This is a genomic window from Pseudomonas sp. GL_090 (assembly GCF_057837765.1).
Genome location: NZ_CM174452.1, coordinates 495,912 through 522,279, shown reverse-complemented (window position 1 = coordinate 522,279; position 26,368 = coordinate 495,912). Strand labels below are relative to the sequence as shown.

Sequence of the window (26,368 nt, the reverse complement as noted above, 5' to 3'; positions counted from 1 at the left end):
GGATTGACCCATGACCGCCTACTACTACCTGGCCATTGCCATCTGCGCCGAAGTGATTGCCACTGTTTCAATGAAAGCGGTCAAAGGCTTCAGTACCCCGCTGCCACTGGTGCTGGTCATCGTTGGTTACGGGATCGCCTTCTGGATGCTGACCCTGGTGGTGCGCAGCGTTCCCGTGGGTGTGGCGTACGCCGTGTGGGCCGGCATGGGGATCGTGATGGTCAGCGTCGCGGCGCTGTTTATCTACGGGCAGAAACTGGACGTGCCGGCGATGCTGGGGATGGCGTTGATCGTGCTGGGCGTTGTGGTCATCCAGTTGTTCTCCAAGACTGCCGGGCACTAAATTCGAATCACGACTCATTGTAGGAGCGAGCCTGCTCGCGATAGCGGTGTATCAGTCGACATTGATATCGACTGACACGCCCTCATCGCGAGTTCAGGCTCGCTCCTACAGGTTTTGCATCCGCCAACAAATCTGCTCTTCGTCGAGTCTGTATACTGCGCCCTCGTCTTGAACACAGAGGTCGCCGAATGCCATCCGTTATTTCCACCGACGTTCTGATTGTCGGCGCTGGTGTCGCCGGCCTCTGGCTGAATGCGCGCCTGCGTCGCCAGGGTTTTTCGACCGTGCTGGTGGAAAGCGCCAGCCTCGGCGGCGGGCAGAGTGTGAAGTCCCAGGGCATCATCCACGGCGGTGCCAAATACGCGCTGCATGGTGCCCTGACCGGTGCCTCGGAAGCCATTGCCGACATGCCGCGCCGCTGGCGTGAAGCCCTGGCCGGTGACGGCGAGCTGGACCTGTCCGGCGTACGCCTGCTGTCCGAGGCCCATTACCTCTGGTCCCCCGGCACCCTCGCCGGCAACCTCACCAGTTTCTTCGCCAGCAAAGCCGTGCGCGGTCGCGTCGATCAGGTCAAGGGCGAGCAATTGCCGCCAGCTCTGCAGGACAAGCGCTTCAAGGGCAAGGTCTATCGCCTGGCGGAACTGGTGGTCGACGTGCCGAGCCTGATCCAGCGCCTGGCCGAGCTGGCCGGAGATGGCTTGCTCGCCGGGCAGAAGATCGAGCCGCTGCTGGAAGGCGGCGTGCTGGTCGGCCTGAAGGTGGACGAGCGCGAGATCCGTGCCCAGCGCATCGTCCTGAGCGCCGGCGCCGGCACCGCGGCATTGCTTGAAACGCTGGGTCTGAGCCAGCCCGCCATGCAGCGCCGCCCGTTGCACATGATCATCGCCAAGGGGCCAAGCCTCAAACCGCTGTACGCCCACTGCCTGGGCGGTGGCACCAAACCGCGCATCACCGTGACCACGCACCCGGCGGCGGATGGCCAATGGGTCTGGTACCTGGGCGGCGATATCGCGGAATCCGAAGGCGTGACCCGTGAGCCCGCCGAGCAGATCGCCACCGCACAGAAAGAACTCGGCCAGTTGCTGCCATGGATCGACCTGAGCACGGTGCAATGGGCGACCTTGCGCGTGGATCGCGCCGAGCCCCTGCAATCAGGCCTGACCCGTCCCGACAACGCCTTTGTGGCCGAGGAAGGCCGACTGCTGGTGGGTTGGCCGACCAAACTCGCCCTGGCGCCGGACTTCGCCGACCGCGTGATTGCCAGCCTGAACCGCGACGGTATCCAGCCAGGCCACCCGGCAGCGCTGCCTGAATTGCCGAAGCCGCCGATGGGTGTACCGGCCTGGGAGCAACTGCTGCCATGAGCCAACCGACCCTGCACGACTTGCATCGCCCGCTGGGCAGCACCGGCCTGCTGGTTTCCCCCTTGGGCCTGGGCACGGTGAAACTGGGCCGCGACCAAGGGGTGAAGTACCCCAACGGCTTCCGGATTCCCGATGACGACGAAGCACGCATGCTGCTCAAACTCGCCCGCGACCTGGGCATCAACCTGATCGACACCGCCCCGGCCTATGGTCGCAGCGAAGAACGCCTCGGCCCGTTGTTGCGCGGCCAGCGTCAGGACTGGGTGATTGTCAGCAAGGTCGGCGAAGAGTTTGCCGACGGCCAGTCCCGCCACGATTTCAGCGCCGCGCACACGCGAATGTCCGTGGAGCGCAGCCTGCAACGCCTGGAAACCGACTTCATCGACCTGGTGCTGGTGCACTCCGATGGTAACGACCTGGCGATCCTCAATGACTGCGAAGCCTATGAGACCCTCGCCGCGCTCAAGGCCGAAGGCAAGATTCGCGGTTTCGGGTTTTCCGGCAAAACCGTCGACGGTGGCCTGAAGGCACTGGAGCAAGGCGACTGCGCGATGGTCACCTACAATCTGAACGAACAAAACGAGAAGGCCGTCATTGACTATGCTGCTGCACACGGCAAAGCCATTCTGGTCAAGAAAGCCCTCGCCAGTGGTCATGTCTGCCTGAGTCCGGGCGTGGATCCGGTGCGCGCCAGTTTCGAGTTGTTGTTTGAACATCCGGGTGTTGCCAGTGCTATTGTCGGGACCATCAATCCGCTGCACCTCGCCCACAATGTCGCGACCGTTGCCCAGGTCCTACGTAGCCACTGACGCCGCCCACGCGGCCTTAAGCAGGAGCCGACATGTCGCGTACGCTCATCAGAAAGAACCCGAGCAACTTCAAGACCCTGCCATTATTCGTCGAAGCGACCCCCGAAGGCCTGGCTTATCAGAGCGTTGGCAGGCCGCTGAATTTCTCCCAGACCCTGCAACGTCGTCGCCCGGTGACGGTCGGCGACAGCGAACGGTTTGCCCTGGAGCTGGCCAATCTCGGGGTTTCGGTGCGCCTGACCCTGCATTGGCAGAATCGCGACTATTGGGTGCTGGTGCGCCAACGCCGGCAGGACCGTGGCGATGTGGTGCTCAAGCTGATCTCCGGGTACGTGCCGGCCCACGAACTGAACCTGCCCTTGCACACGGCGATCCAGGAGATAGCCGAAGAATGCCTGCTGGAAACCCCGGAAGGCTGGCTCAGTGGGCGATTCAACGACACCTGGCTACCAGCGCCCTACTCGGCCGCCCTGCATTACCGTGAAGCCCTGCCGTTTCGCCTGTCGCCACTGTCCGGCTCGGCACGGCCGGTACGTTGCGCCAACCTGATGCTGATAGAGCGCCCACGGGCTTACGTGCATTTGCCAACGGCGTCGCTGCAACTGATCTACGACTTGCGCCTGGACGTTCCCAAGGAAGCCAAATCACTGAGCCTGTTCCATGTCGATGAGCGACTGGAAGGCGACCAACTCGTTGCTCGCCTCGACCGCAAGCGCCCCGATCTGTACTTGATGCCCTTGCAGGACGGCCACCCGATGGCTGAGCTCTACACCTTGAAAAAGGATCAGCTGTACCCCGCCAGCACGCGAGGACTGTACCTGGCCGAGAGTTTCGCCCAACAGGAGGGCTGGCTGGTTCGCGATGAGCGGATTCGCTGGAAGGACTGGGTGAGACAGCAGGGTCTGACCCCGCCGGGGAAGGATTCGGGCCTGGCGCGGTTGCGCGGCAAGGCCAAATTGCTGCTGAAGAAAATCGTGCCGCGTAAAAAAGTCAGCTCCTGAAGGCGTGCACATAACCCTGTAGGAGCTGGCTTGCCAGCGATGGTCGTTAACGATGACGCGTATCTACTGATTCAACGCGTGCGCCCTGACTCCATCGCGAGCAAGCTCGCTCCTACAAAAGCTGCGTCACTCGGACTTGCGGATCTTCTCGACAATCGCCGTGGTGGAGCTGTTTTCCACCAGCCCCAGCACTTTCACGGTACCGCCGTAGGCCTTCACGATGTCCGCGCCGACCACCTGGTCGATCCCATAGTCGCCGCCCTTGACCAGCACGTCCGGCTTGACCGCGCTCAGCAGGTTTTCCGGAGTGCCTTCCGAGAAACTGATGACCCAGTCCACCGCACCCAGGCCGGCCAGCACCGCCATGCGCCGGTCGACACTGTTGATAGGGCGGCCCGGCCCTTTCAGGCGGCTGACCGATGCATCGTCGTTGATCGCCACGATCAGGCGATCACCCTGTGCCCGCGCCTGCTCCAGATAGGTCACGTGGCCGGCGTGCAGAATGTCGAAACAACCGTTGGTGAACACGATCCGCTCGTTGTGCGCGCGGGCATCATCAACCGCCAGCAACAGTTGCTCAAGGCCCAGTACACCGCGTTCGGAACCCTCCTCGCGCTGAATCGCACGACGCAGTTCCGGCGCACTGATGGCCGCCGTACCGAGCTTGCCAACCACGATGCCCGCCGCCAGGTTGGCCAGGGCCACCGCGTGGGGCAGTTCTTCGCCAGCGGCAATCGCGGCCGCCAGGGTGGAAATCACCGTGTCGCCGGCACCGGTCACGTCGAACACTTCACGGGCCCGGGCCGGCAAGTGCAGCGCCGGATGATCCGGGCGCAGCAAGGTCATGCCGTGCTCGCCACGGGTCACCAGCAAGGCACCGAGGTCCAGGTCGTGCATCAGCTGCGCGCCCTTGCTCACCAATTCGTGCTCATCGGCGCAACCACCAACGATGGTTTCGAATTCGTTGAGGTTTGGCGTGATCAGGCTCGCACCACGGTAGATCGAGAAATCCTTGCCCTTGGGGTCGGCCAGCACCGGAATGCCACGGGCACGGGCGGCCTGGATCAGCGCCTGATGGTTTTTCAGCGCGCCTTTACCGTAGTCGGACAGCACCAGCACCTTGATGCCTTCGAGCAACTCATCGACCTGCGCGGTCAGCGCCAGCGCGTCGGTGGCGAAGGGTTCTTCGAAGTCGATACGCAGCAATTGCTGGTGACGGCTCATGACCCGCAGCTTGACGATGGTCGGCTGGTGCGCAATGCGCTGGAAGATAGCCCGCACGCCGGCGCCCTTGAGGCTGTTGACCAGGCTGTTGGCGGCTTCATCGTCGCCGGTGACGCCGACCAGCGAGGCCGGAGCCCCCAGGGCGGCAATGTTCAAGGCAACGTTGGCAGCACCGCCCGGGCGGTCTTCGATGTGATCGACCTTGACCACCGGCACCGGTGCCTCAGGAGAAATCCGTGAGGTACCACCATGCCAGTAACGGTCGAGCATGACATCGCCGACTACCAAGACAGGGGCTTGATCGAATCGCGGCATGGACAACTTCATGGTGCAACCCACATACAGAATGAACAGGGGCGCGATATTAACACAGGGTTGGTGTCGGCTTGTGCGGTGGCTGCAACCGGATGATTCGCCGGGTTTTATTGCTCAATTTTTGAGCAGGAATTCGTCAGGTGACGACACGCTCCGGCTTCATTCAAATCCCAGCATCTCGTAATCACGCTGATAGGCCCGCCGCACCAGCCGGCGGGTGCGTACCGTGCAGAACTCACGCGCCAGCATCGGGCGCCGCTGCTGCGACCGGTTGATGTGGGGCAGCTCTACCGGATAGCCCAATTGCTCGCAAACCAGCCTGAAATCCCGTTCCAGATGCTCCTGGTAGCCGACAAAATCCAGCGCCAGATGGCCCATGGAGTCCGTCAGGAAATCCGTTTGCGCGGCGAAGTGCAACTGTCGCTGGATCGTCTCCGGGTGCAGCCAGCGGCCCACGAAGTCATCAAAGTCACGGTAGTGGCTGACCAGTTTCTGCGCCGCGTGATCCCGCTTCCCCAAGGCGTTGCCCCGCAGGAATGCGTAGGCCGAGTAGGCCCTTTCCAGGGGATCGCGAACGAACGCGAACTTGAAACTGGCGGCAAACTGCTCGGGAAATTGCTGCTCGTACCAGTACAACGGCAAGTGGCCCGGGCTCCAGTCGTCAAACATGGCCGCACAGACACTGCTGCCGGCACATTTGGGGACGTGGATGAACAAGCAGGAACGCTGCTCGAAGGGCTTGGGAAAACTGACGCTGGCCGACATCGACTTGTTCACCACTTGACGGTCCACGACCGACAGGCGCCCCAGCAGAAAAGCCCGTTGCGACTTGGGCAACAGCTTCCAGAGATAACGTTGCAACATCCAGACACCCGCGGGAAAGGGATGGCCCTCTCGATTCAAGTCAAAGTTCGTTCAGGAACCTTAACAAGCAAGTTGCCGAGATTTATTCCGGTTTGGTCAAGAAGCGTAAAGGACTGGATACAAATCACCGGGCGCGTTGCGCGCCAGGTGTGCGAAAGGGCGAGCCAGGCTCGCCCTTTCGGGGTCAGGCGATGTCTTCGGCCGGGGCGTCGAGGCCCATCGCGTTGAGGCGCGAGTAGTAGCCGTTTTGCGCCAGCAGTTGTTCATGGGTGCCGCGCTCGACGATTTTCCCCTGATCCATGACCAGGATCAGGTCGGCCTTCTCGATGGTCGACAGGCGGTGAGCGATCACCAGCGTGGTGCGACCTTTCATGACCTGATCCAGGGCAGCCTGAATATGCCGCTCGGACTCGGTATCGAGTGCCGAAGTCGCCTCATCGAGAATCAGCAGCGGAGCATTCTTCAACAGTGCCCGGGCAATCGCCAGGCGCTGACGCTGACCACCGGACAGCAGCACGCCGTTTTCCCCGACCTGAGTGTCCAGGCCTTCCGGCAATTGAGCAATGAAGTCCATCGCGTAGGCATCTTTGGCCGCTTTTTCAATGTCTTCACGGGGTGCGCCAGCCAGGTCGCCATAGGCGATGTTGTTGGCCACTGTGTCGCTGAACAGGGTCACGTGCTGAGTCACCTGGGCGATATGCCGACGCAGGTTCAACAGCTTGTACTGTTCCACTTCGACGCCATCGATGAGGATTTCGCCCTTGTCGTGGTGATAGAAACGCGGAATCAGGTTGGCCAGGGTCGACTTGCCGCTGCCCGAACGCCCCACCAGCGCCACCATTTGCCCGGGCTCGACCGAGAAACTGATGTCATTGAGCACCTGACGCTCGGTGTCGGGGTAGGTGAAGCTGAGATTGCGCACGTCCAGGCGACCGCTGACGACATCGCGCTCGACGGTGCCGGTATCGACTTCAGGCTGGACATCCAGTTGCTCGAAGATACTTTCTGCACCAGCCACACCCTTCTGGATGGTCGAGCTGACTTCGGACAGCTGGCGAATCGGCTTGGGCAGCAGGCCGGCCAGGGTGATGTAGGCCACCATGTCGCCAGCAGACGCATCGCCACGCAGGAACAACACCAGGAACATCAGTACGGCCATGGCGGTGTAGATAACCAGTTGCAGCAGCGGCGTGTAGATGGCACCGGTGCGGGTCATGCGCAGCTGCTTGTCGGTGTTGCCCTGGCTGGCGTCGAAGAAGCGTTTCTCTTCGTACTTTTCACCGCCGAAGCTGCGCACCACGCGATAGCCCTGGATCGTTTCGGACGCCACATGCGTCACGTCCCCCATGGCCAGCTGGATTTTCTTGCTCTGCTTGCGGAATTTCTTGCTGGCCGTGCGCACCATGAGGGCGATCAGCGGCAGGATGGCGACCATGACCAGCGTCAGGCGCCAGTTCATGTACAACAGCGAGGCAAACAGGAAGATCACCGTCATGCCTTCACGGATTACGACCTTGATCGCATCTGTTGCCGCCCCCGTGACCATGGTCACGTTGAAGGTGATACGTGAAATCAGGTGCCCCGAGTTATGCTTGTCGAAGTACCGGTTTGGCAACACCAGCAGGTTGTTGAACAACTGGACCCGCAAGTCATGGACCAGGCCCAGGGAAACCTTGGCCAGGAAGTAGTTGCCCAGATACGACCCCAACCCCTGCCACGCGGCGATCAGGATGATCAACAACGGCACCGCCTGCAACAGTTGCAGATCCCGCAGGTAGGGTACGGTTGGAAACAGCACCGCTTCAGGGTTGGACAGACCGTCGACGAAGTACTTGAGGATGTAGCCCAGCATTGGCTGTGTCGAAGCGAAAATCAGAAAACCGACGATGCTGATCAGAAACAGGCTGATATACGGCCGGACATAGCCGAGCAGGCGGAAGTAGATTTTCAAGCTCGAGGGGCTTGCGGAGAGACTGGAGTCGGTCATATCACGCGAAAGTCGATGAAAAGGACGCTGACTTTACCACAGCTTCCCCAGGGTTCTGGCAATCGCATACAGTCTGTGTATTGTGGCGCGTCAAATAGCTTCCAGTTGTCCCTGCCTTGGTATGGTCGCTCAATTCAGGAATAAGTTAACCAGCATGCAATTAAACGCTTTGAACAGCACCTCCAACAGAATCTTCGATTTCATTTGCTTGTGGATCCTTCCGCTCGGTTATTTATTACTGCTTTGTGCGTTGTTTTTCCTGCCGGGGCGCAATGTGCATCACAAGCTTTACTACGGTCTGTTCAGCATTCCCGCTCTGATTGCACTGTGCCTGCGTCCACGGATCGGCAAAGAGTTGTTGCACGAACCGATCGTCATTGCAGCCCTGCTGTTTGTGGCGTGGGCACTGCTTAGCCTGAGCTGGGGGCCGGACGAAATCGACTTTGGTCAGTTCAAACCGCCATTGCATACCCTGTTGTTGTTCGTTGGCTGCTACCTGCTGGTGCGCTATCGCAGTGAAATCATACAGCCCCTGCTGTTCTGCGCCGCAATGGTGGCGCTGGTCCTCTCTGTCTACAACCTGTACTGGTTCGACCTGGTGTACCAACCGGAAATGCGTCTGATCGGCCTGGGTGCTTTCGACAATCCGTTGCTCAGTTCCCACGTTTTCGGTTTTTTCTGTACCTACTGGCTGAGCCTGAGCATGACCTGCAAGCGACGCCAGATACTTTGGCTGAGCATACCGGCGATGGCGATCATGTTCGCCACAGTGCTGGCCACCGGTTCCAGGACCCCACTGGTTGCACTGACGCTGGCTGCGCTTTGGCTGTGTTTCATCTGCTGGAATCGACGCTCGGCCTTCATGCTTGGCGCCATATTCTTCGCCGGTTCCGCAACTTTCGCGTTATTTGCCGACAAGATCATCGAAAGAGGCAGCTCCTTCCGCATCGAGCTCTGGCAATTGACCCTGGGCAGGATCGCGGAGCAACCATGGATCGGACACGGCTACAACGCCAAGCTGACCCTGGACCCCGGCGTCGGCTACAGCCTTCAGGAGCCCCATAGCTTTGCCTTGGGCGTGCTCTATTACGTCGGCATTATCGGCCTGCTGCCATGGCTGTTCTTTCTCGTATGGGGCTTCATCAGCAGCCGGCGCCATCGCGTGCAACCGCTGTTTATCATTGCCTCGGCCTGGCTGGCCTTCGGTATCGGTGCAGGCCTGACTGAAGGTGGCGGAATTATCTCTCGCCCCAAGGAGCACTGGTTCCTGCTGTGGATCCCCTTGGCACTGATTGCCGCATTGAGCATCAATCAACGGGCCCGACGCCTGCTGGACACGCCGATCAAGACCGCGACACCTGGCGCCCTGCAACAGCTGACAGCCGATGCCCAAGTCATCGAAGAGGATGGTCTGGGCCCCAAGGTCCTGCGCCTGACCGATGGCAGTTTTCTCAAGCTGTTCCGCCGCCGCCGCTGGTATACCTCGGGCAGCTTCACACCCTACTCCGATCGTTTTGCCGTCAATAGCGTGCAACTGCGCAGCATGGGCATCCCGACGCCGCACATCCTCGACCTTTACCGGTTCGAAGACGGCAGCACCGCTGTGCATTACTCTCCGCTGCCGGGCAACACGCTGCGCCAGATCCTGCAAGGCATCACTGCCCCGGCGGTGCGCCAGGCACTGGTGGAGCGTTTCGGCAAATTCATGGCTCAACTGCACCAGCAAGGGGTCTACTTCCGCTCCCTGCACCTGGGCAATGTGCTGGTGCTGGAGGACGGCGAGTTCGGCCTGATCGATCTGGCCGACTTGCGAATTTACCCTTCATCGTTGAGCCCTTCCCTGCGTCGGCGTAATCTGCGCCACATGCAGCGCTATGCATCAGATCGCCACTGGCTGTTCGAGGATCACTTCGAAGCACTGCTGCAGGGATACGCCGCGGCGGCTTCGAAAGCCGACGTGGATCATTTGCACAGGCACGTGCTGGCCGGGAGCCCTCCGGCCCAGGTTCACTGATGATAGAAATCAACCCACTTATCGCGATGACGGCCTACCTGCTGGCCATCGCGACCGCTGCGCTACTGTTGCGCAGCGTGCCGAGACTTACCCGACAGCTGAAGCATTCCGGCGAAAGCCGTTTTGCCGGTATCGACGGCTTGCGCGGGTACCTGGCCTTCGGCGTGTTCGTGCACCACTCGATCATTACCTGGATCTTTCTGCAAACCGGCGTGATCGATTTTCCGCCGAGCAACTTCTACTCGCAGCTCGGCCAGGGCAGCGTCGCCCTCTTTTTCATGATCACCAGCTTTCTGTTCTGGGACCGCTTGCTCACCCACGGGCGGCAACACGACTGGCTGGCATTTGCGGTATCGCGGCTGTTTCGCCTCTATCCGCTCTACCTGCCGCTGATGTTGACCGTGTTTGCCTGCGTGTTCTATTTGCAGGACTGGGAACTCAAGGATTCCGGCACCCAGGTCATCGGCCAGGCTCTGGCCTGGCTGACCTTCGACCGGCCAGACGTCAACCAGTACCACCAGAGCGGCATGCTGATTTCCAACGTCACCTGGACGCTGGCGTATGAGGTGTTTTTCTACCTGGCCCTGCCACTGGCCGCCATGGTGTTCATATATCGCGGCGGCTGGATGCAGACGGTGCTGTGCCTGATCGGCATCTACACCCTGTACCAGGTGGTCGGCTGGGAACACTCGCTGAAGAAGCACTTCCTGGCCAGCTTCCTCGGCGGCATCGCTGCGGCGTACTGGATTCGCCGTCCACAATTCGTCGCCTGGAGCCAGTCTCCGCTGGCGGGCATCATCGCCCTGCTCGCCCTGGCGATCGCCTTTACGGCGTTCAACCGGGCATTCAACCCGGGAGCGCTGCTGCTGCTTTCACTGTTCTTTGTGATTGTGGCGTCCGGCAATACCTTGTTCGGCGCCCTGAGACCACGCAGCATCCGCTGGCTGGGGGAAATCAGCTACAGCACGTATTTGCTGCACGGTTTCGTGCTCTGGGTACTGATGCAGCGACTGCCGCCGATATTGCACGTGGACGCCCGGCAAGCCTGGGTCTTCCTTCCGTTGCTGGCCGTGTGCAGTTGCCTGCTGATCATCATCAGCAGCCTGACTTACCTGTACATCGAAAAGCCCGGTATCGATGCCGGCAAGAAAACCCTGCACTGGTTGCGCCAGAACAGGAAGCCGAGCAAAGAACCTGCGGAGGAGACGGCTCAACAACGTTGAGCAATCACCGGGGCATGTCGCCGAGGACAATGCCCCGCCTTTTATCCCCTCTTGATCCAGCCTTTGGCTCAGCCTTTCTCCAGCCGTGAGAAGAGCATACGGCCCAACCCACGCCAGGTTTTCTTGTTCCAGGCCTTGAGCGGAATCTGCGCCAGCAACTCCCGCGCCAGTTTGCGGTCACGGTTGGCAGTCTTGAGGAACATGGAATTGAGAAACTTGTAGCGCACCTCGTCATACAGCGGGTGATCGCTGAAGAGCGCGTAAGTGCGCAGGATGCTGTCGATCATGAAGCGGTGGTTCTTGTAGGAGTTGGTGGCGTGCTTGCGATAGCGCGCCATCAACATATTCAGACCATCGATGAAGTAACCGGCGTGGGTCACCTTCAACTCGATCAACAAGTCTTCCAGGCGAATGGTCGGGTCGAAACCGCCCACCTTCTCCAGCGCTTCGCGGCGGATCATCAGGGTGGGTGCCGGAGGATAGGGCTTGCGCTCCAGGAACATATCATCGAAGTCCAGACGACGGAACGGCACATCCCGGCGCTGGCGCTTCTCGGGGTAGAGATTGCCGTCGGCATCGATCAGTTCGATGTTACCGGCGCAAATGCCGACCTCGGGTTTGCCGTCCATATGCGCGACCTGGGCGGCGATTCGCTCCGGCAGCATGATGTCATCCGAACCGAACGGCACGATCAGGCTGCCCTTTGCCCGGGCAATCGCACCGTTGAGGGTGTTGGTCAGCCCCTGGTTTTCCTGGACCCGGAAGTCGAAACCATGGACGGCCTGCAACGCCTTGATCCGCTCGACACTGTCATCCTTCGAGCCATCGTCGACCACCAACAACTCGATGTTCCGATAGGTCTGGTTGAGGACGCTGAGAATGCTTTCCTCGATGTAAGGAGCGTGGTTGTACGACGCGATAATGACCGTGACGATGGGCTGCGCGTCGTTCATGGCTGTTCCTTGCGGGCCTGTTCCAGGCCGGAGTCGATCAGATTGAGGTATTCGCGACGGAACTCTTCAATGTCATGGTGCTGTTGCAGATAACGGAAAGCCTGCTCGCCCCTGGCCTTGAGCTCGTCATCTGACAGCCCCAGGTAAGTGTCCAGCGCCGCCTGCAGCGTCGGCACATCCTTCGGCGTAATCGCCAGGCCACCGGCGCCTTCGATGAGCGGCAACATGGCCGGCACGTTCGAGGCAATCACCGGCAAATGCCCGCTCATGCCTTCAAGCAGCGCCAGCCCCAGGCCTTCGGCCAGGGAGGGCATGGTCCAGATATCGAAAGCGCGAATGTACTGCAGGGCAATTTCCTTGAACCCCAGCAAATGGGCGCGGCCACTGAGGCCGAGGCGGTCGATTTCCGCCGCCAGGCGCAACTCTTCGCGGCCGGCACCGATGATCGCCAGTTGGGTATTGGGGTATTTGTCCTTGAGCGCGGCAAAGGCCTGCAGCAAATAGATATGACCCTTGACCGGCACCAGTCGCCCCAACGCACCGATCAGCCGCACCGAGGGATCGATGCCCAACAGTTCACGGGCCTTTTCACGACTGTGTTGCAGACCTTCGGCTTGCTCGATGTCGATGGCATTGGTGATGGCATAGGTATTCTGGTCGGTGAAGCCGCAGTCACAGTCCAGCAGATACTGTTTCACCGCAGGCGACACGCCGACGAAACGCCAGTGACGATCGATCAGGCGCTGGGTCTGGCGGCGTCGGTAAAAACGGTCGTACTCGCCAAATCCGTGGGAAATGCCGATGCACAACGGCACTTTCAACCAGCGGTTGAGCGTCAGCATCATGTTCACTGGCTTGAAGCGGTTGCAGATCACCACATCGAATTTTTCCCGACGGCAGAACTTGTACAACTGCCACATGGCCCGCAGGCGCATGCCCTTGAGGGACTTGTCGGAAAACTCGAAGTACACCGAACGGTCGGCCCGGCTCACTGCTTCCCCCGGCCCGGGCTTGCCGCGCAGAAACGCAGCGGTCACCTCATAGCGATCACTGGGCAGGGCCTTGACGATTTGCTCCGCGAGGTCGGCGAAATCATGGGCTTTGACGTTGTAGTCAGGCTGCAGTTGCAGGACCTTTGACCGCTGACTCATAACTCTCCCCGCTGAGAAACATTGCCTGGTGTGTGCTTGATGGACCACAAAAGCTCGTGGCGCCGGACTGCCTTGCGAAAGAACTCGTTCTGGCCATAGGTAGGCGACAACCGGCCGGCCAACAAGCGTTGGATCAACCGACGCAAGCGACGCTTGAACGGCATCGCCGGCTGCAGGTCGTGCATCATGCCCAATGCCATGGCCTTGTCGCGCTGTTGCTCCAGCGGCAAGGGCAGGCAATAAGGCTGCATCGGTTGGGCCGGATCGAAGGCCGGTGGCAAGGCGATGCCATCACCGGTATCGCCCATCGGCCAGCGGTCGTTGTCGTGCAGGTGGTTGGCATAGCCCAATAGCGTGGTCGGCTGCCAGTCCAGGCCTTGCAAGGCTTCGAGGACTGCCACTTGGGCGCAGATATGATCGGGATGCGGATCGAGGGTCGGATGCGGCAAAACGATGACCTCGGGGCGGCCCGCAACAGCAACTCTCGCAGATCCGCCAGCAGGTTGTTCCAGGTCGGCGCGCCATCGGCATCGCCGGGCAGCGTGAAAGGATTCAACTGACGGAACAGGCGGGTATCGTTCAGGTCAGCTTCCCGCGATCCCGCCGCCACCGCTGGCGCGGCCTGCATGCTCGCCAGTTGCAGGCAGAAATAACCCAGCTGTACGCAGTGGGCCTCGGGTACACCGGCCCAACGTGGCACGGCGATGCTGTCCCAGGTGCGCAGGCGGCCTTTCAAGCGAGCCGCATCGGCCTTGTTCAGGCCCATCTGCTGATAATGTTCGGCTTCGATTTCGCCCGCCGTCAGCGTGACAACCCAGGTTTCGTCGGCCTGGCTGTACAAACCGTAGGCCGCCAGCTCGGCGTCATCGGCGTGGGGCGCGATGACCATGACCCGCTGACGCCGGTAATCCGGATGTTCCAGCGCCCACAGCACAGGCTCACCGAACACGCGACAGAAACGCCCGCGCAAGCGCAGGTCACCACGGGACAGCGCCTGAGCCTGACCACTGAGATTGAGGTAACGCAGGCCGTTTACACCCCGTTCGAAGGTTTGTCGGTCCGGGTTTTCGCCCCCCGCCAACTCGACCACCGGATCGAAAAAACGACCCAGCCAGGTGCTTTTTACCCGCAGGGCCAGCACCAGCGTCGCGTCGTCGACCAGCATCACGCCCTCGTCCAGCCGCAACTGTTCACCGTTCAGGTGCACCTTGGGCTGGGGCGTGTAGGGGGGAAAGCTGTACTGGTAATCGTCTTTCGGTGAGTAGAACAGATGGTCGGCAAACCAGGCCTCGTGGGCCATCCAGCCCAGAACCGCCAGCACCAGCGGCAACCACCAGGCCACCAGCACACCGATGACGATCAACAGCACCAGCGCAATCAACAGACCGATACGTTTGTTGCGCCGATGGCGCTTGAGCAGTAGCTGTTTGCGACTCATGGCTTGGCTCATACGGTAAAGACCGGCACGGGGTTGCACCAGCGATCCTTGTATTCACGGTCGGCGCGACCGAAGGAAAAGCGCAACGGTTTATCCTGCGCCCGGGCATGCTCCCAGGCGCTTTGCGTATTGAGGAAACTCAGCACACTGCCAGGGCTGAACTCACGAGTCTCGGGATCGACTCCGCCGTTGATGTACTCGACGCTGATCCACTGCGGGGTTTCGACGCGGTACACCAGTTGAATCGCAATTGGCGCATCGTTGAGAAAAATCACCGAGCCGATCAGCAACTCACGCAGCAATTCGATGACGTCGGCCATGCGCTCGGCACCCGTCGCCGGGAAACCCCAGCGGCGCTGGAACAGGTCGCAGTAAATCGCCGCCAGCTCAGCGCTGGAAAATTCGGACACCGGCCGCACCACGCCACCGGCCTCTTCCAGCAGGCGCAATTCGCGGCGCTGGTTATAGCGGAATTTTTTCGACAGTTCTTCGGGCGTGCGGGCCATGGCCAGCTGTTCGGCTTGCAACTTGATGCCAGCGAAACGGCCTTCGTTCAGCGCCGACAGATAACGCGCGCGATGGCGCAAAGGCGCCTGGGTATCGGCAGCGGCCGGCAGGATGATCTCGGCGTTGCCCAGGTCGAACAGACCTTTCTTGCCGCGACGCTTGAGCACGTCCTTGGACAAGGCCAGGTCGCGGCCCCAGGTCGGGATCGCCGCCTTGACCTCATCGCCCTGCACCCAAGCCAGGTAACGCACCGGAATGTCAGCCAGTTGCGCCAGCCGCTCGACCACAATTGGATGAGTCGCGACGCTGCCGCCATAACGCTGCCAGGTTTCGGCGTAAGTCGAGGCGTCGACGACCGCCCAGCCACGCTCGCGCCAGCCTTGAAATCGGTTGAGCATCAGCCCCTCTGTGCCAGTTCGGTAACGTGCGGCAAATGCCAGAAAGCATCGCGCACCGCGCGATCGGAGAAGCGTTCGCGCAAGCGCTCGAGCATCAACTCGGCACACTGCCGGCGTTGCTGATCATCCATGCCGGCCAGATGTTGCAGCCCCTGGGCCAGACGCTCGGCATCGCCCAACGGGAACAGGATGCCCACGCCTTCCACCACCTCTTTCGCTCCGCCGCACGCCGTGGCCAGCAAGGGTACGCCAGCGGCCATGGCCTCCAGCAGCACCATGCCGAACGGTTCGTGATCGGAACTCAGTGCGAACACATCGAAGGCACGGAAGTAGTTACGCGCATCCGGCACCTGACCGAGGAACAGAACCCGGTCACCGATGCCCAGCTCCCGGGCCTGGGCCTTGAGGTTTTCCTCCAGGCGCCCCTTGCCGAGAATCACCAGCTGGCTGTTGGCGGGCAAGCCCGGCAATGCCTCGGCGAAACCCTGCAGCAGCGTGGCCTGGTCCTTGTCCGGATGCAGCCGCCCGACGTTGCCGACGATCCAGGCATCCGCCGCCAAACCGAGGGTTTCCCGGGCCTCGCGAGCCGACACCTGGGTCGCCTGCAAGGCGTCCACATCGATACGGTTGTACAAGGTCTGGATCCGCGAAGCCGGCCACTTCGGCAGGCATTGGCGCATGTCGTCGCGCACGGCGTCGGACACACCGAGCAGACTCAAACGCTTGCGGAAAACATGCGCGAACAGTTTACGGCTGCCACGCTTGTAATCGTCAAAAGCGTGATGCACGCCAATGACCGGCAACGACGTGCCGAGCAAGGCGATATAGATCGGCTTGAAGCGATGGGCGATGCAGAAACTGAAGTTGCGCGACGCGGCGATCTTGCGCAGATCGCCGATGGCACCCAGCTTCAGACCACGAATGGCCTTGGAGCTGTACTCCATGAACAGCACTTCGTCGGAGGCGCAGCCCGCGGCGACTTCGGCATCGGCAACCCCGGTGAGAAACACCGTGGTCACGCGATAACCGGTCCCCGCGAACAGGCTGGCGTACTGCCGTGCGCAGTCCAGGAACGGCCCGTCATAGCCGTGGCAGAACTGCAGCACATGGCGTTCAGCCGAACGTGTCATAGGCGTTTGCGCCCTCTTTGACCACCAGGATGTCTTCCATGATCAGATACTGTAGATCCGAACCGAAGAACATGTTCAGAGCGTCGGTCGGCGAGCAGATCATCGGCTCGCCACGACGGTTGAGCGAGGTGTTGAGCGACACGCCGTTGCCGGTGAGCACTTCCAGCGCTTTCATCATGTCGTAGTAACGCGGGTTGTATTCGCGCTTGAGCACCTGGGCGCGAGAGGTGCCGTCCTCGTGGACGACTTCCGGCACGCGGGTTTTCCATTCTTCCGCCACTTCGAAGGTGAAGGTCATGAACGGAGCCGGGTGATCGATCTTGATCATCTGCGGCGCCACGGTGTCGAGCATCGACGGGCAGAAAGGCCTCCAGCGCTCGCGGAATTTGATCTGGTGGTTGATGCGGTCGGCCACGCCGGGAATGCTCGGGCAACCGATGATCGAACGACCGCCCAGTGCACGCGGACCGAACTCCATGCGCCCCTGGAACCAGGCGACCGGGTTGCCATCGACCATGATCCTGGCGATCTGCTCCGGCATGTTGTCGAGCTTGCGCCAGGTCGGCTTGTTCTCGTGACGGGCGCATGCGGCAATCACGTCTTCGTTGCTGTACGACGGGCCGAGGTAGACGTGTTCCATCTTCTCGACCGGTACGCCACGGGCGTGGGACACATAGGCCGCCGCGCCGACTGCGGTGCCGGCATCACCGGATGCAGGCTGTACGAACAGCTCTTTGACGTCGTCGCGGGCGATGATTTTCTGGTTCAGCTTGACGTTCAACGCACAGCCACCGGCATAGGCCAGTTTGCCGGTTTGCTTGAGCACGTCGCCCAGATAGTAGTCGATCATCTGCAGCGCAATTTTTTCGAACAGCGCTTGAATGCTGGCAGCGTAGTGAATGTAAGGCTCATCAGCGATATCGCCTTCGCGCTTTGGACCCAGCCACTCGATCAGCTTCGGCGAGAAGTAGTAACCCTTGCCCTTCTCTTTGTAGCGACGCAGGCCGATGACGTTGGCGTAGTCGGTGTTGATCACCAGCTCGCCGTTCTCGAACGAAGCCAGGCGCGAGAAATCGTATTTGCTGGCGTCGCCGTACGGCGCCATGCCCATGACCTTGAACTCACCGTCGAGCATATCGAAACCGAGGAACTCGGTGATCGCGCCGTACAGGCCGCCGAGGGAGTCCGGATCGAAGAATTCCTTGATCTTGTGGATCTTGCCGTTTTCGCCATAACCGAAGAAGGTCGTGGCGTACTCGCCCTTGCCGTCGATGCCCAGGATCGCGGTTTTTTCTTTGAAACCGGAGCAGTGATAAGCGCTGGAGGCGTGGGCCAGGTGGTGTTCGACCGGCTCGATCTTGATCTTCTTCGGATCAAAACCCAGTTGTTCCAGGCACCAGACGATCTTGTTGCGATAGCGCTTGTAGCGACGGTTGCCCATCAGGATCGCGTCGAGGGCGCGGTCCGGGGCGTACCAGTAACGCTTGGCGTACTGCCAGCGGGCCTTGCCGAACAGGCTGATCGGTGCGAATGGAATCGCCACCACGTCAACGTCGGACGGTTTGATACCGGCCTGTTCCAGGCAGAATTTCGCCGATTCGTAAGGCATGCGGTTCTTTGCATGTTTATCGCGTACGAAGCGTTCCTCTTCAGCCGCCGCGACCAGCTTGCCGTCGATATACAGGGCTGCGGAAGGATCATGGCTAAGGGCGCCGGACAGGCCAAGAATCGTCAATGCCACAGGGGTCTAGCCTCTTTAGTCTGCATGCAGGCGCAAGCGCCTCAAAAATTAATGTGCCCTCGCAAGGGGCGAGAGACAGCTAAAGGGCGGGATTATAGCGTAAAAGCAGCGGCAAACCTCTAGCCGCAAGCGGCATGCAACTGCGGCCGGGGCCTCGCGTTATTTTTTATCCGCGCGCAGGTCGCCAATAGATGGAAATATTGCCGTCCACGCTTTGCCGGTAAATCGTGTACGGCAAGACAACGGTGTCCAGCGCGCCAGACAGGGCCAGGTCCACCAATACAAGCGGTACAAGGATGCCCGTAGGGTCTGGTGGTGCATTCAATACACAGAAGTCGTAGGCCAGGCCGCTGTAGACCCGGGGAATGGATTGGCAATAGGTCTTTTGCCTGCGCAGCCCCTGCGCGGCTTCGGCTTCATCCTGCAAGACGGTGGCGGCGGTCCCGCAGCCCGTTAGCGACACTGATAAAACACCCGCTGAAACTGCCATTTTGATCGTCAAAGCCTGCCCTCCGAGAACGTCAGGCAAACTAGCATCGGGGTGATTTGGGCTACAGGTCATGACTTCCCAAGAACGCGTAGGACGGTTCACAAGAACTTGTCTGCTTTTCTGAGTGGCCTTGCGGGCCTCTTCGCGAGCAGGCTCGCTCCCACATTTGGACCAAAGTGCTCACAAGTTTTGTGTTCACCACCAATCCCTGTGGGAGCGAGCTTGCTCGCGATAGCGGTTTAAGCAGCGCTGGAGATGTCTTTGGGCAACCGCTGATCAATGACCTGATAAAGGGCACTACCTTCAGGCCAATTGCGCATGAACCGTGCGCGATCCCTGGCATACGCTGGGGCGAAGCTGCCGAGAGAGCCGTGCTGGCACATCGAATCGAGGTCGATCAACGCCCAGCGATCCTGCTGCCAGAACAGGTTATGCCCCTTGAAGTCGCCATGACTGATGCGCAGGCGAATCAACTCGGCGAACAGGTGATCCAGTGCCAGCAGCTCGGTTTCCGGTGCGTCGCCGTTTTCAACATACGGTGCAAAACGCTCGATGATGTCCGGACCCGACAGGTACTCGGTGATCAGGTAGGCCCGGCTTCGCAGCCACAGGAAACGCTTTTCCAGCACCGCCAGCGGCTTGGGCGTGGCAATCCCGAGGAATGCCAGCCGGTTGCCTTCGCGCCAGGAATGCCAGGCCCGGCTCGGGCGCCAGAAACGCTTGAGCCAGTGGGCAAAACCCTTGATGTTGTAGCGCTTGATCACCAGCGTGCGGCCATTCACCTCGACCTTGCCGACGCTCGCCGCACCGCCGGTCTTGTACAGATGCCCCTGATCGAGCAAGGCATCGGCCTGCTCCAGCACAGGCACCATCGACGGCACTTCCTCGCGGCGAATCGCCCGCAATCCGAAGGCGTCGCGCTGGACACTGAACAGCGTGCACTCGCGGCCGATCTTGATCAGGAAATCCTTGAGGCGCCAGCTGCGGACCTTGTCGATCTGCTTCTGCAACGCTTCCATGGGCAAGGCGTGTTCGCCGTTGCTCAGCAGGTAATACACCAGCAATTCTTCAATGAAGGGCTCAATAGACTTCGGCAACTGGGCGAAGAACACCCCGAGGTTTTCCAGGACCTTCTGCCGGGACAGCGGCTGCCCCGGCGTTTCGGAGCAAATCCCGGCGCCGTCGATCAAGTACAGACGACCACGCTGACGCAGCAGGTTGTCCAGGTGCAGGTCCTCCTGCCACAGACCTTTGCGGTGCATCTGGCCGATCGCCCCTAACGCCTCGGCCAGCACTGCCCCTTGCCCATCGGACAGTACCGGTTGCTGCTCAACCTGCTTCCAGGTATCACCCAGGCTTTCGGCACCCTCCAAAAACTCGAACAACAGCCAACCGCCCTCGCCTTCTTTCAGGCCATCGGCCAACAGCTGCGGCGTGGTCAATCCTTGAGCGGCAAGCAAACGCACGCCATCGAGCTCACGCTGGAAGTGCCGCGCAGCCTTGCTGCCGACCAGCAACTTGGCCAACACCGGCCGGCCGCGCCAGACGCCGGCACCGACATAACGCTGCCCCGGCAACACCCGCAACAGGCTCAGCAGTTGCAGCTCGGCAGGGCCGGCGGCGTCGGCCAGCGAAACGCTCAGCGGCAAGGCCGGGCTGCGGCCGGCGGACTTCAATTCGGATAAACGCATCAGCGCGGCCCCTTCTGGCTGCGCCGCGTGGTCAAACGCTGCAGCCAGCTGTCGATCAGCGAGCTGTCCTGCGGTTGGTCCAGATAGGCGGCCAGCAATTGCCGCAGCTGCGACTCGCCCCACTCGGGCGCGCGGCGCGTCAGCGGTTCCAGATCCTTGACTCGGTCACGCTGCCCGTACAGCAGCGGCCGGGTCTTTTCCAGGTCGATCAATTGAGCCTGATAGCCGTTGCCGGTGGCGCGCATGAAAATGTGCTTGGGATAAAAGCACCCATGCACCTGGCGTGCAGCGTGCAGCTGCCGGGCCAGTTCGCCACTGGCCTTGAGGATTTCCGTGTGCTGCTCAGGGCTCAATTGAGCCCAGCGCTGCAGCAGCGAATCGAGGTCGTCCCAACCGTCCAGGGCACGGGTCATCAGGATCGCGCGGACTTCGCCATCGACCTTGCGCTCGCCGTAGAACACCGCTTCGAGCGCCGGAATACCCATCTTCCGGTAACGGGAGATGTTGCGAAACTCGCGAGCGAAACTCGGCTCGCCGAACGGGGCACGCAAGGTGCGGGTCAGGTAGTTGCTTTGACGCTTGAGGTAGAAACCATGACCTTCCAGATCCAGCCGAAACACGCTGCTCCAGCCGCCGCGACCGGTGTTGGGTTCGTCCACCGCATCGAGCTGTTTGGCCCAGAGCGCCTCGAACGTGCCGAGGCCATGGCGCTCAAGCAGCGCTCGGTCTTCAGCGGCCAGAAAATCAGTCATTCGCGTCCCTCGAAAAATCTAACCACGTGCCGGATGCGTTTTTTGTCCGCGGCGTTGAGCCGGGTCCGGTTGCGGTATTGCAGGTAAAAGCGCAGGCGCTGGGTAGCCGACAATTGATACTTGGCGACCTTGTCCAGGCACGCCAGATCTTTGGTAATACGGTACTTGAGCCAGAAACCGCGCCAGAAATCGCCGTTGGGGCAATCGATCAGAAACACTCGAGCCTCATCGTCGATCAGCAGGTTGCGCCACTTCAAATCATTATGGGTGAAGTGGTGGTCGTGCATGGTCCGGGTGTATTGGGCCAGCTGGCGACTGACGGTATCGACCCAGGCGCGATCCGACAGCTTCGGGTCGCGGCGCTCGGCCAGTGCCGACAAGTCTTCGGTGCGCGGCAGTTCCCGGGTAATCATCGCGCCGCGAGCGTAGGCCGCACCGCGCCGCTCCAGCCCCCAGGCCACCACTTGCGCAGTGGGGATGCCCCACTTGGCGAACCGCTTGAGGTTCTGCCATTCCATCTTCACCCGAGGCTTGCCCAGGTAACGCCGCAAGCCTTTACCAGCGCCCACATACCGCTTTACGTAATAGTTGACGCCATTGCGCTCGACACGGATGACCTCCGAGAGCACGTCACTGGTCAAACGTTCGCCTTGCAGCGCAAACACAGCCTCGAGGCTGCCAAAGTCATCGGCCAGCTCGCTGTAGGCCGGATCCAGTTTCCAACCCGACATCAGAGCGCATCCCCGTATCGCTGTTTACGCTCGTAGAGCTTGTTGGCCTTGCCGTCGAGCCAGCTCAGCAACCCGGCTTCTTCGCTCAGTATCAGGCGTAGCGGCTGCTGGAAATAGCCTTTGAGGAAACGCAACTTGTCGCGACGGGTCAGGCCGATGTCCAGCGCGGAAAAGTACAGCGCGGCCAGGTCCTTGTTGCGCCAGCGCGAGGTGATCGCCGGACGGGTCTGGGCGCGGTGCAGGTCAATCACCGAGAGTTTGAAGTCGTCGGCAGTCACCGGCTTGTCGGTGTGCAGCAGGAAATGGCAGATGTAGCAGTCGCGGTGGTTGACCCCGGCACGGTGCATCATGCCGGTCATGCGTGCGACTTCGGCGATCAGCGCGCGCTTGAGTTTTGGCTCGGGCGGCTGCTTGACCCAGTTGATACTGAAGTCTTCCAGGCTGACCGTCGGCGCCAGCTCTTCTGTAACGATGAAGGAGTGCTGGTCGGCCGGGTTGCTGCCCTTTTCGCCATACGCGACGGCGGTCATGGTCGGCACGCCGACTTCCTGGAGGCGTTGAATGGCCTTCCACTCCTGGCCGGCCCCCAGTACAGGAAGCTTGGCCGTGAGCAGGTTCTTGAAGATTTCGGCCCAGCCAATGCCACGGTGGATTTTCACGAAGAACCCGTTGCCGTCGACTTCCGTGCGTAATGTCCGGCGCGCTTCCAGCTCGCGGTACACCTCGCCCTTGAGTCCCTCGACTTCGGCGAACGGGTCGCGTCCAGCCCAGAGGCTCTTGAACGGTTCAGCCAGCATCAACTTCATTTAAGCGTGCTCCGCCAGAATCACATCGGCCGCGTGCTGCGGCATGCTGTAGAGGTCGGCCGTTTCGGCGAAGGCCAGACCATTGCGGCTCCAGGCCGCCCTTGCTTGAGCGTCGTTCAACATGCCGGTCAGGTACTGCGTCAGTTGTGCCTGATCGAACGGTTCGTCCAGCACCAGGCCCGCATCGGCCTCGGCGATGTAATGGGCATAACCGCACACCGCACTCACCAGCACCGGCAGGCCGGCCACCAGGGCTTCGAGCAAAACCGTCCCGGTATTTTCGTTGTACGCCGGGTGGATCAACAGATCGGCACCCAACAGGAAACGCGGGATATCGCTGCGGCCCTTGAGGAAGGTGACGTTATCGCCCAGCCCCAATGTCGCACTCTGCATCTGGAATAACTTGGGGTCATCCTGGCCAATTACAAACAGCCGGGTGCGCTTCTTGAGATCAGCGGGCAATGCCGCCAACGCCTTGAGGCTGCGATCGACGCCCTTGGTCTTGAACCCGGAGCCGATCTGCACCAGCAGCAGTTCGTCGTCCTTGAGATTGAATTCAGCGCGGAACCCGGCGCGAATGTCATCGGCATCCACCGGCCGGCGACGATCCTGGGCGATGCCCGGCGGCAGCAGGTGAAAGCGCTCCAGCGGCGTGTCGTAATGCTTGATGAACAGCGGCTGCTGGACCTCGGAAATCATCAGTACTTCGGTCTTCGCCTCTTTGGCGAACACCGCCCGCTCGTATTCGGCGAAGTGGCGATAGCGGCCCCAACGGCGATACAGCGAGTTACGCAGGTTCTGCGCCTTGTCTTCGAAACAGCCGTCAGCGGCGTAGTAGACGTCCAGGCCCGGCATCTTGTTGAAACCGATCAGGCGATCCACCGGGCGCTTGGCCAGGTCCGCCTCCATCCATTCGCTGAGCTTTTCGTTGCGCCGATGGTTGAAGAACGCCTTGACCGGCGCCACCAGCACTTCGAAACCCGGCGGTACGTCGCCTTCCCAGATCAGCGTGTAGACGCGAATCTGATGGCCGCGCTTCTGACACTCCAGGGCGATTCGCATGAAATCGCGCTGCAAGCCGCCAAACGGAAAATACTTGTACAAGACAAATGCCAATTGCATCAGCGCAGCTCCTCAGCCATTAACAACGTGCTCAGTCGGCTGGCGACACGCTCGGGATTCAGACGCGTGAAGCACAACGGCCACTCGCGTTTGAGGTCAAATTGACGGGCATCTTCAGCCGTCGGTTGATAAGTGCATTTCTTTTGCAGGCACGGCGCACAAGGGAAGTCGCTGGCCAAGTGAATCTGCACTTTGCCATAGGCGCCGGTCAGGCCCGGATTGGTCGGGCCGAACAGCGACAGCGTCGGTACATCCAGCGCGGCGGCCAGATGGCCGAGGCCGGTGTCCACCGCCACGCAGGCTTGTGCACCCGCCAACACCTTGCCGACACCGGCCAGGTTCAGCTTGGGCAACACTTCGGCGTGTTTGAAACCGGCAGCGATGCGCTCGGCCCGGGCTTTCTCCTGCGCATTGCCCCACGGCAGCTTCACCCCGACGCCCAGGTAGCCGACTCGCTCGGTCAGTTCGCGCCAGTACGCTTCGGGCCAGTGCTTGGTGTCCCAGGTGGTGCCATGCAGAAACACCACGTACGGATTCTTGCGCGGCAATTCCACCAGACGCTCGATATTCAGGCCGTAGTCACCCAGGCCTTTGGGCAAGTCATAGCCCAACGCGATGGCGAACAACTGACGCACTCGCTCCACCGCATGCTGCCCGCGGGCAACGGCCAGGCGTCGATCGTAAAAGCGCGCAGCGATGGGCTCACGCGCCGAGCTTTTATCAAGGCCGGCCACCGGGGCCTTGACGTAACGGGTCAGCCAGGCGCTTTTCAGCAAGCCCTGGGCATCGATCACCAAGTCATAATTCGTGGCGCGAACACTTTGCTTGAAGCGCTTCCACTCACCGCTCTTGATGGTCTGCCAGATGTTTTTGCGCCAGCGACGGATCGCCACCGGAATCACCTTGCCCACCGCCGGATGCCAGGTCGGGATCTCGGCAAAGCCTTCTTCCACCACCCAGTCGAATTTGATGCCGGGAATCGCCCGCGCCGCGTCGGTCAACGCCGGCAACGCGTGAATGACATCGCCCAACGAAGAAGTCTTGATCAACAGAACCCGCAAGTTATTTGACCTCGACCACAGTGCCTTGCAACCGCTGCAAGGCTTCGTTCACAGCCTGCGGCATGAGCTGGCGCAGGCAATTGTAATGGCCGAAACGGCAGGTGCGGTCGAAGCATGGGCTGCATTCGATACCCAGGCGAACGACTTCGACGTGCTCGGCCAGCGGTGGCGTGAACCCCGGCGATGTCGAACCGTAGACGGCGACCAGCGGGCGGTTCAGCGCGGCGGCGACGTGCATCAGGCCGGAGTCGTTGGACACTACCGCATCGGCGCAGGACATCAGGTCGATGGCTTCGGCCAGCGAGGTGCCGCCGCTGAGGTTCACTGACTCCTCACGCAGGCCGGGAATCAGCCGCGCGCGGATGTCTTCGCCCACGGCGTGATCGTTTTTCGAACCGAACAGCCAGACTTGCCAGCCCTCGCGGATCTTCGCTTCGGCCACCTTGGCGTAATGCTCGGACGGCCAGCGTTTGGACTCGCCGAACTCGGCGCCGGGGCACAGGGCCAACACCGGGCGGTCGAGGGTCAGGCCGAATTTGGCCAATGCCGCTTCGCGGGTAACCGGGTCGATCTGCAGCGTCGGGCGCGGATAGGGTTTTGGCAGTTCAACGCCCGGCTCGAACGCCAGGGCCATGAAGCGCTCGATCATCAACGGGTAACGATCCTTGTCCAGCGTGCGCACATCATTGAGCAGGCCATAGCGCAATTCGCCGCGCCAGCCGGTGCGTTTCGGGATGCCGGCAAAGAACGGCACCAGCGCCGACTTCAGGGAATTGGGCAACAGGATCGCCTGGTCGTACTGGCCGGCCAGGGATTTGCCGATGCGCCGACGCGTTGCCAGCTCCAGGACACCGTGACCGAGCGGAAAGCTCAAGGCCTGACGAACTTCGGGCATGCGCTCAAGAATCGGCCGGCTCCACTCGGGGGCCAGCACGTCGATTTCGCATTGCGGGTGGCGTTGTTTCAGACACTGGAAAAGTGTCTGCGCCATCACCATGTCACCGACCCAACTGGGCCCAACGATCAGAATTTTCATGTGGTTTCCATAAACGAACCGGGGAGGCCTACGCCTCCCCGCCTCGAAAATCTCTGCAGGAGCACGGTGGCTTGCGATGGGTCATCACCTTCAACATTGCTGTCGACTGTCACTCCGCTATCGCGAGCAAGCTCGCTCCCACATTGGGTATTGGTGTACCTCGATCCGCATGACACTGCAGATCTACTGTGGGAGCGAGCTTGCTCGCGATGGTCGT

22 protein-coding genes and 1 pseudogene are annotated in these 26,368 nt (G+C 61.0%); 6 read left to right on the top strand and 17 right to left on the bottom strand.

What is annotated here, in order from left to right; all coding sequences use genetic code 11:
* The first annotated feature begins 10 nt into the window (after positions 1-10).
* The 4 genes from AC3ITA_RS02295 (at position 11) to AC3ITA_RS02280 (ending at position 3,517) form a co-directional block, all read left to right on the top strand.
* The gene (locus AC3ITA_RS02295) at positions 11-343 is read left to right on the top strand and encodes a DMT family transporter (RefSeq protein ID WP_015093202.1); all 333 of its coding nucleotides are present in this window, start codon (positions 11-13) and stop codon (positions 341-343) included.
* 188 nt (positions 344-531) lie between these two features.
* Positions 532-1,707, top strand: coding sequence for an NAD(P)/FAD-dependent oxidoreductase (locus AC3ITA_RS02290; RefSeq protein ID WP_414927905.1), 1,176 nt, complete (start codon positions 532-534; stop codon positions 1,705-1,707).
* Positions 1,704-2,516 carry an aldo/keto reductase gene (locus tag AC3ITA_RS02285; RefSeq protein ID WP_095943198.1) on the top strand — a complete coding sequence of 271 codons (813 nt, stop codon included), beginning with the start codon at positions 1,704-1,706 and terminating at the stop codon, positions 2,514-2,516. The genes AC3ITA_RS02290 and AC3ITA_RS02285 overlap by 4 nt, the downstream gene beginning before the upstream one ends.
* A 32-nt stretch (positions 2,517-2,548) precedes the next feature.
* Entirely contained in the window at positions 2,549-3,517 is a 969-nt protein-coding gene (locus AC3ITA_RS02280) for a metal ABC transporter ATPase (protein ID WP_095943199.1), read from the top strand.
* Positions 3,518-3,643: 126 nt separating this feature from the next.
* Here AC3ITA_RS02280 and hldE read toward each other — a convergent pair whose 3' ends face one another.
* From hldE to msbA, 3 genes are all read right to left on the bottom strand, one after another.
* On the bottom strand, positions 3,644-5,068 hold the full coding sequence (gene hldE, locus AC3ITA_RS02275) for a bifunctional D-glycero-beta-D-manno-heptose-7-phosphate kinase/D-glycero-beta-D-manno-heptose 1-phosphate adenylyltransferase HldE (protein ID WP_095943200.1): 1,425 nt from the start codon (positions 5,066-5,068) through the stop codon (positions 3,644-3,646).
* 147 nt (positions 5,069-5,215) lie between these two features.
* On the bottom strand, positions 5,216-5,920 hold the full coding sequence (locus tag AC3ITA_RS02270; protein WP_095943201.1) for a sulfotransferase family 2 domain-containing protein: 705 nt from the start codon (positions 5,918-5,920) through the stop codon (positions 5,216-5,218).
* Positions 5,921-6,104: 184 nt separating this feature from the next.
* Positions 6,105-7,907, bottom strand: a complete 1,803-nt coding sequence (gene msbA, locus AC3ITA_RS02265; protein ID WP_095943202.1) for a lipid A export permease/ATP-binding protein MsbA — start codon at positions 7,905-7,907, stop codon at positions 6,105-6,107.
* A gap of 154 nt (positions 7,908-8,061) precedes the next feature.
* Here msbA and AC3ITA_RS02260 point away from each other — a divergent pair, with 154 nt between their 5' ends.
* Positions 8,062-9,921, top strand: coding sequence for a bifunctional O-antigen ligase/aminoglycoside phosphotransferase family protein (locus AC3ITA_RS02260; RefSeq protein WP_150672369.1), 1,860 nt, complete (start codon positions 8,062-8,064; stop codon positions 9,919-9,921).
* Positions 9,921-11,144: an acyltransferase family protein gene (locus AC3ITA_RS02255; RefSeq protein ID WP_489279299.1), complete on the top strand. Its 1,224-nt coding sequence runs from the start codon at positions 9,921-9,923 to the stop codon at positions 11,142-11,144. Before AC3ITA_RS02260 ends, AC3ITA_RS02255 begins: the two co-directional genes overlap by 1 nt.
* A 68-nt stretch (positions 11,145-11,212) precedes the next feature.
* Here the strand turns inward: AC3ITA_RS02255 and AC3ITA_RS02250 are convergent, their stop codons facing one another.
* From AC3ITA_RS02250 to waaF, 14 genes and pseudogenes are all read right to left on the bottom strand, one after another.
* Complete coding sequence (locus AC3ITA_RS02250; protein WP_095943205.1) at positions 11,213-12,097, bottom strand: glycosyltransferase; 885 nt, start codon at positions 12,095-12,097, stop codon at positions 11,213-11,215.
* Positions 12,094-13,248: a glycosyltransferase family 4 protein gene (locus AC3ITA_RS02245; protein ID WP_489279297.1), complete on the bottom strand. Its 1,155-nt coding sequence runs from the start codon at positions 13,246-13,248 to the stop codon at positions 12,094-12,096. Before AC3ITA_RS02245 ends, AC3ITA_RS02250 begins: the two co-directional genes overlap by 4 nt.
* Positions 13,245-14,686, bottom strand: a pseudogene (locus tag AC3ITA_RS02240) (PIG-L family deacetylase). Before AC3ITA_RS02240 ends, AC3ITA_RS02245 begins: the two are co-directional and overlap by 4 nt.
* Before the next feature lie 8 nt (positions 14,687-14,694).
* Positions 14,695-15,591: an antimicrobial resistance protein Mig-14 gene (locus AC3ITA_RS02235; protein WP_095943207.1), complete on the bottom strand. Its 897-nt coding sequence runs from the start codon at positions 15,589-15,591 to the stop codon at positions 14,695-14,697.
* Positions 15,591-16,721: a glycosyltransferase gene (locus tag AC3ITA_RS02230; protein ID WP_150672365.1), complete on the bottom strand. Its 1,131-nt coding sequence runs from the start codon at positions 16,719-16,721 to the stop codon at positions 15,591-15,593. The genes AC3ITA_RS02235 and AC3ITA_RS02230 overlap by 1 nt, the downstream gene beginning before the upstream one ends.
* Entirely contained in the window at positions 16,705-18,462 is a 1,758-nt protein-coding gene (locus AC3ITA_RS02225) for a carbamoyltransferase family protein (RefSeq protein ID WP_095943209.1), read from the bottom strand. The genes AC3ITA_RS02230 and AC3ITA_RS02225 overlap by 17 nt, the downstream gene beginning before the upstream one ends.
* A 166-nt stretch (positions 18,463-18,628) precedes the next feature.
* Positions 18,629-18,964, bottom strand: a complete 336-nt coding sequence (locus tag AC3ITA_RS02220; RefSeq protein WP_095943261.1) for a YceK/YidQ family lipoprotein — start codon at positions 18,962-18,964, stop codon at positions 18,629-18,631.
* A 227-nt stretch (positions 18,965-19,191) separates the two neighbouring features.
* Entirely contained in the window at positions 19,192-20,643 is a 1,452-nt protein-coding gene (locus AC3ITA_RS02215) for a lipopolysaccharide kinase InaA family protein (protein ID WP_489279295.1), read from the bottom strand.
* Positions 20,643-21,395 (bottom strand): lipopolysaccharide kinase InaA family protein, encoded by a 753-nt coding sequence (locus AC3ITA_RS02210; protein ID WP_095943211.1) that lies wholly within the window; start codon positions 21,393-21,395, stop codon positions 20,643-20,645. Before AC3ITA_RS02210 ends, AC3ITA_RS02215 begins: the two co-directional genes overlap by 1 nt.
* Positions 21,392-22,126, bottom strand: a complete 735-nt coding sequence (locus AC3ITA_RS02205; RefSeq protein ID WP_489279293.1) for a lipopolysaccharide kinase InaA family protein — start codon at positions 22,124-22,126, stop codon at positions 21,392-21,394. The genes AC3ITA_RS02210 and AC3ITA_RS02205 overlap by 4 nt, the downstream gene beginning before the upstream one ends.
* Complete coding sequence (gene rfaP, locus AC3ITA_RS02200; protein WP_095943213.1) at positions 22,126-22,932, bottom strand: lipopolysaccharide core heptose(I) kinase RfaP; 807 nt, start codon at positions 22,930-22,932, stop codon at positions 22,126-22,128. The genes AC3ITA_RS02205 and rfaP overlap by 1 nt, the downstream gene beginning before the upstream one ends.
* Entirely contained in the window at positions 22,933-24,054 is a 1,122-nt protein-coding gene (locus tag AC3ITA_RS02195; RefSeq protein ID WP_095943214.1) for a glycosyltransferase family 4 protein, read from the bottom strand.
* Positions 24,054-25,115, bottom strand: coding sequence for a lipopolysaccharide heptosyltransferase I (gene waaC / locus AC3ITA_RS02190; protein ID WP_095943215.1), 1,062 nt, complete (start codon positions 25,113-25,115; stop codon positions 24,054-24,056). Before waaC ends, AC3ITA_RS02195 begins: the two co-directional genes overlap by 1 nt.
* Position 25,116: 1 nt before the next feature.
* Positions 25,117-26,151, bottom strand: coding sequence for a lipopolysaccharide heptosyltransferase II (gene waaF, locus AC3ITA_RS02185; RefSeq protein WP_414927896.1), 1,035 nt, complete (start codon positions 26,149-26,151; stop codon positions 25,117-25,119).
* Positions 26,152-26,368 lie beyond the last annotated feature (217 nt).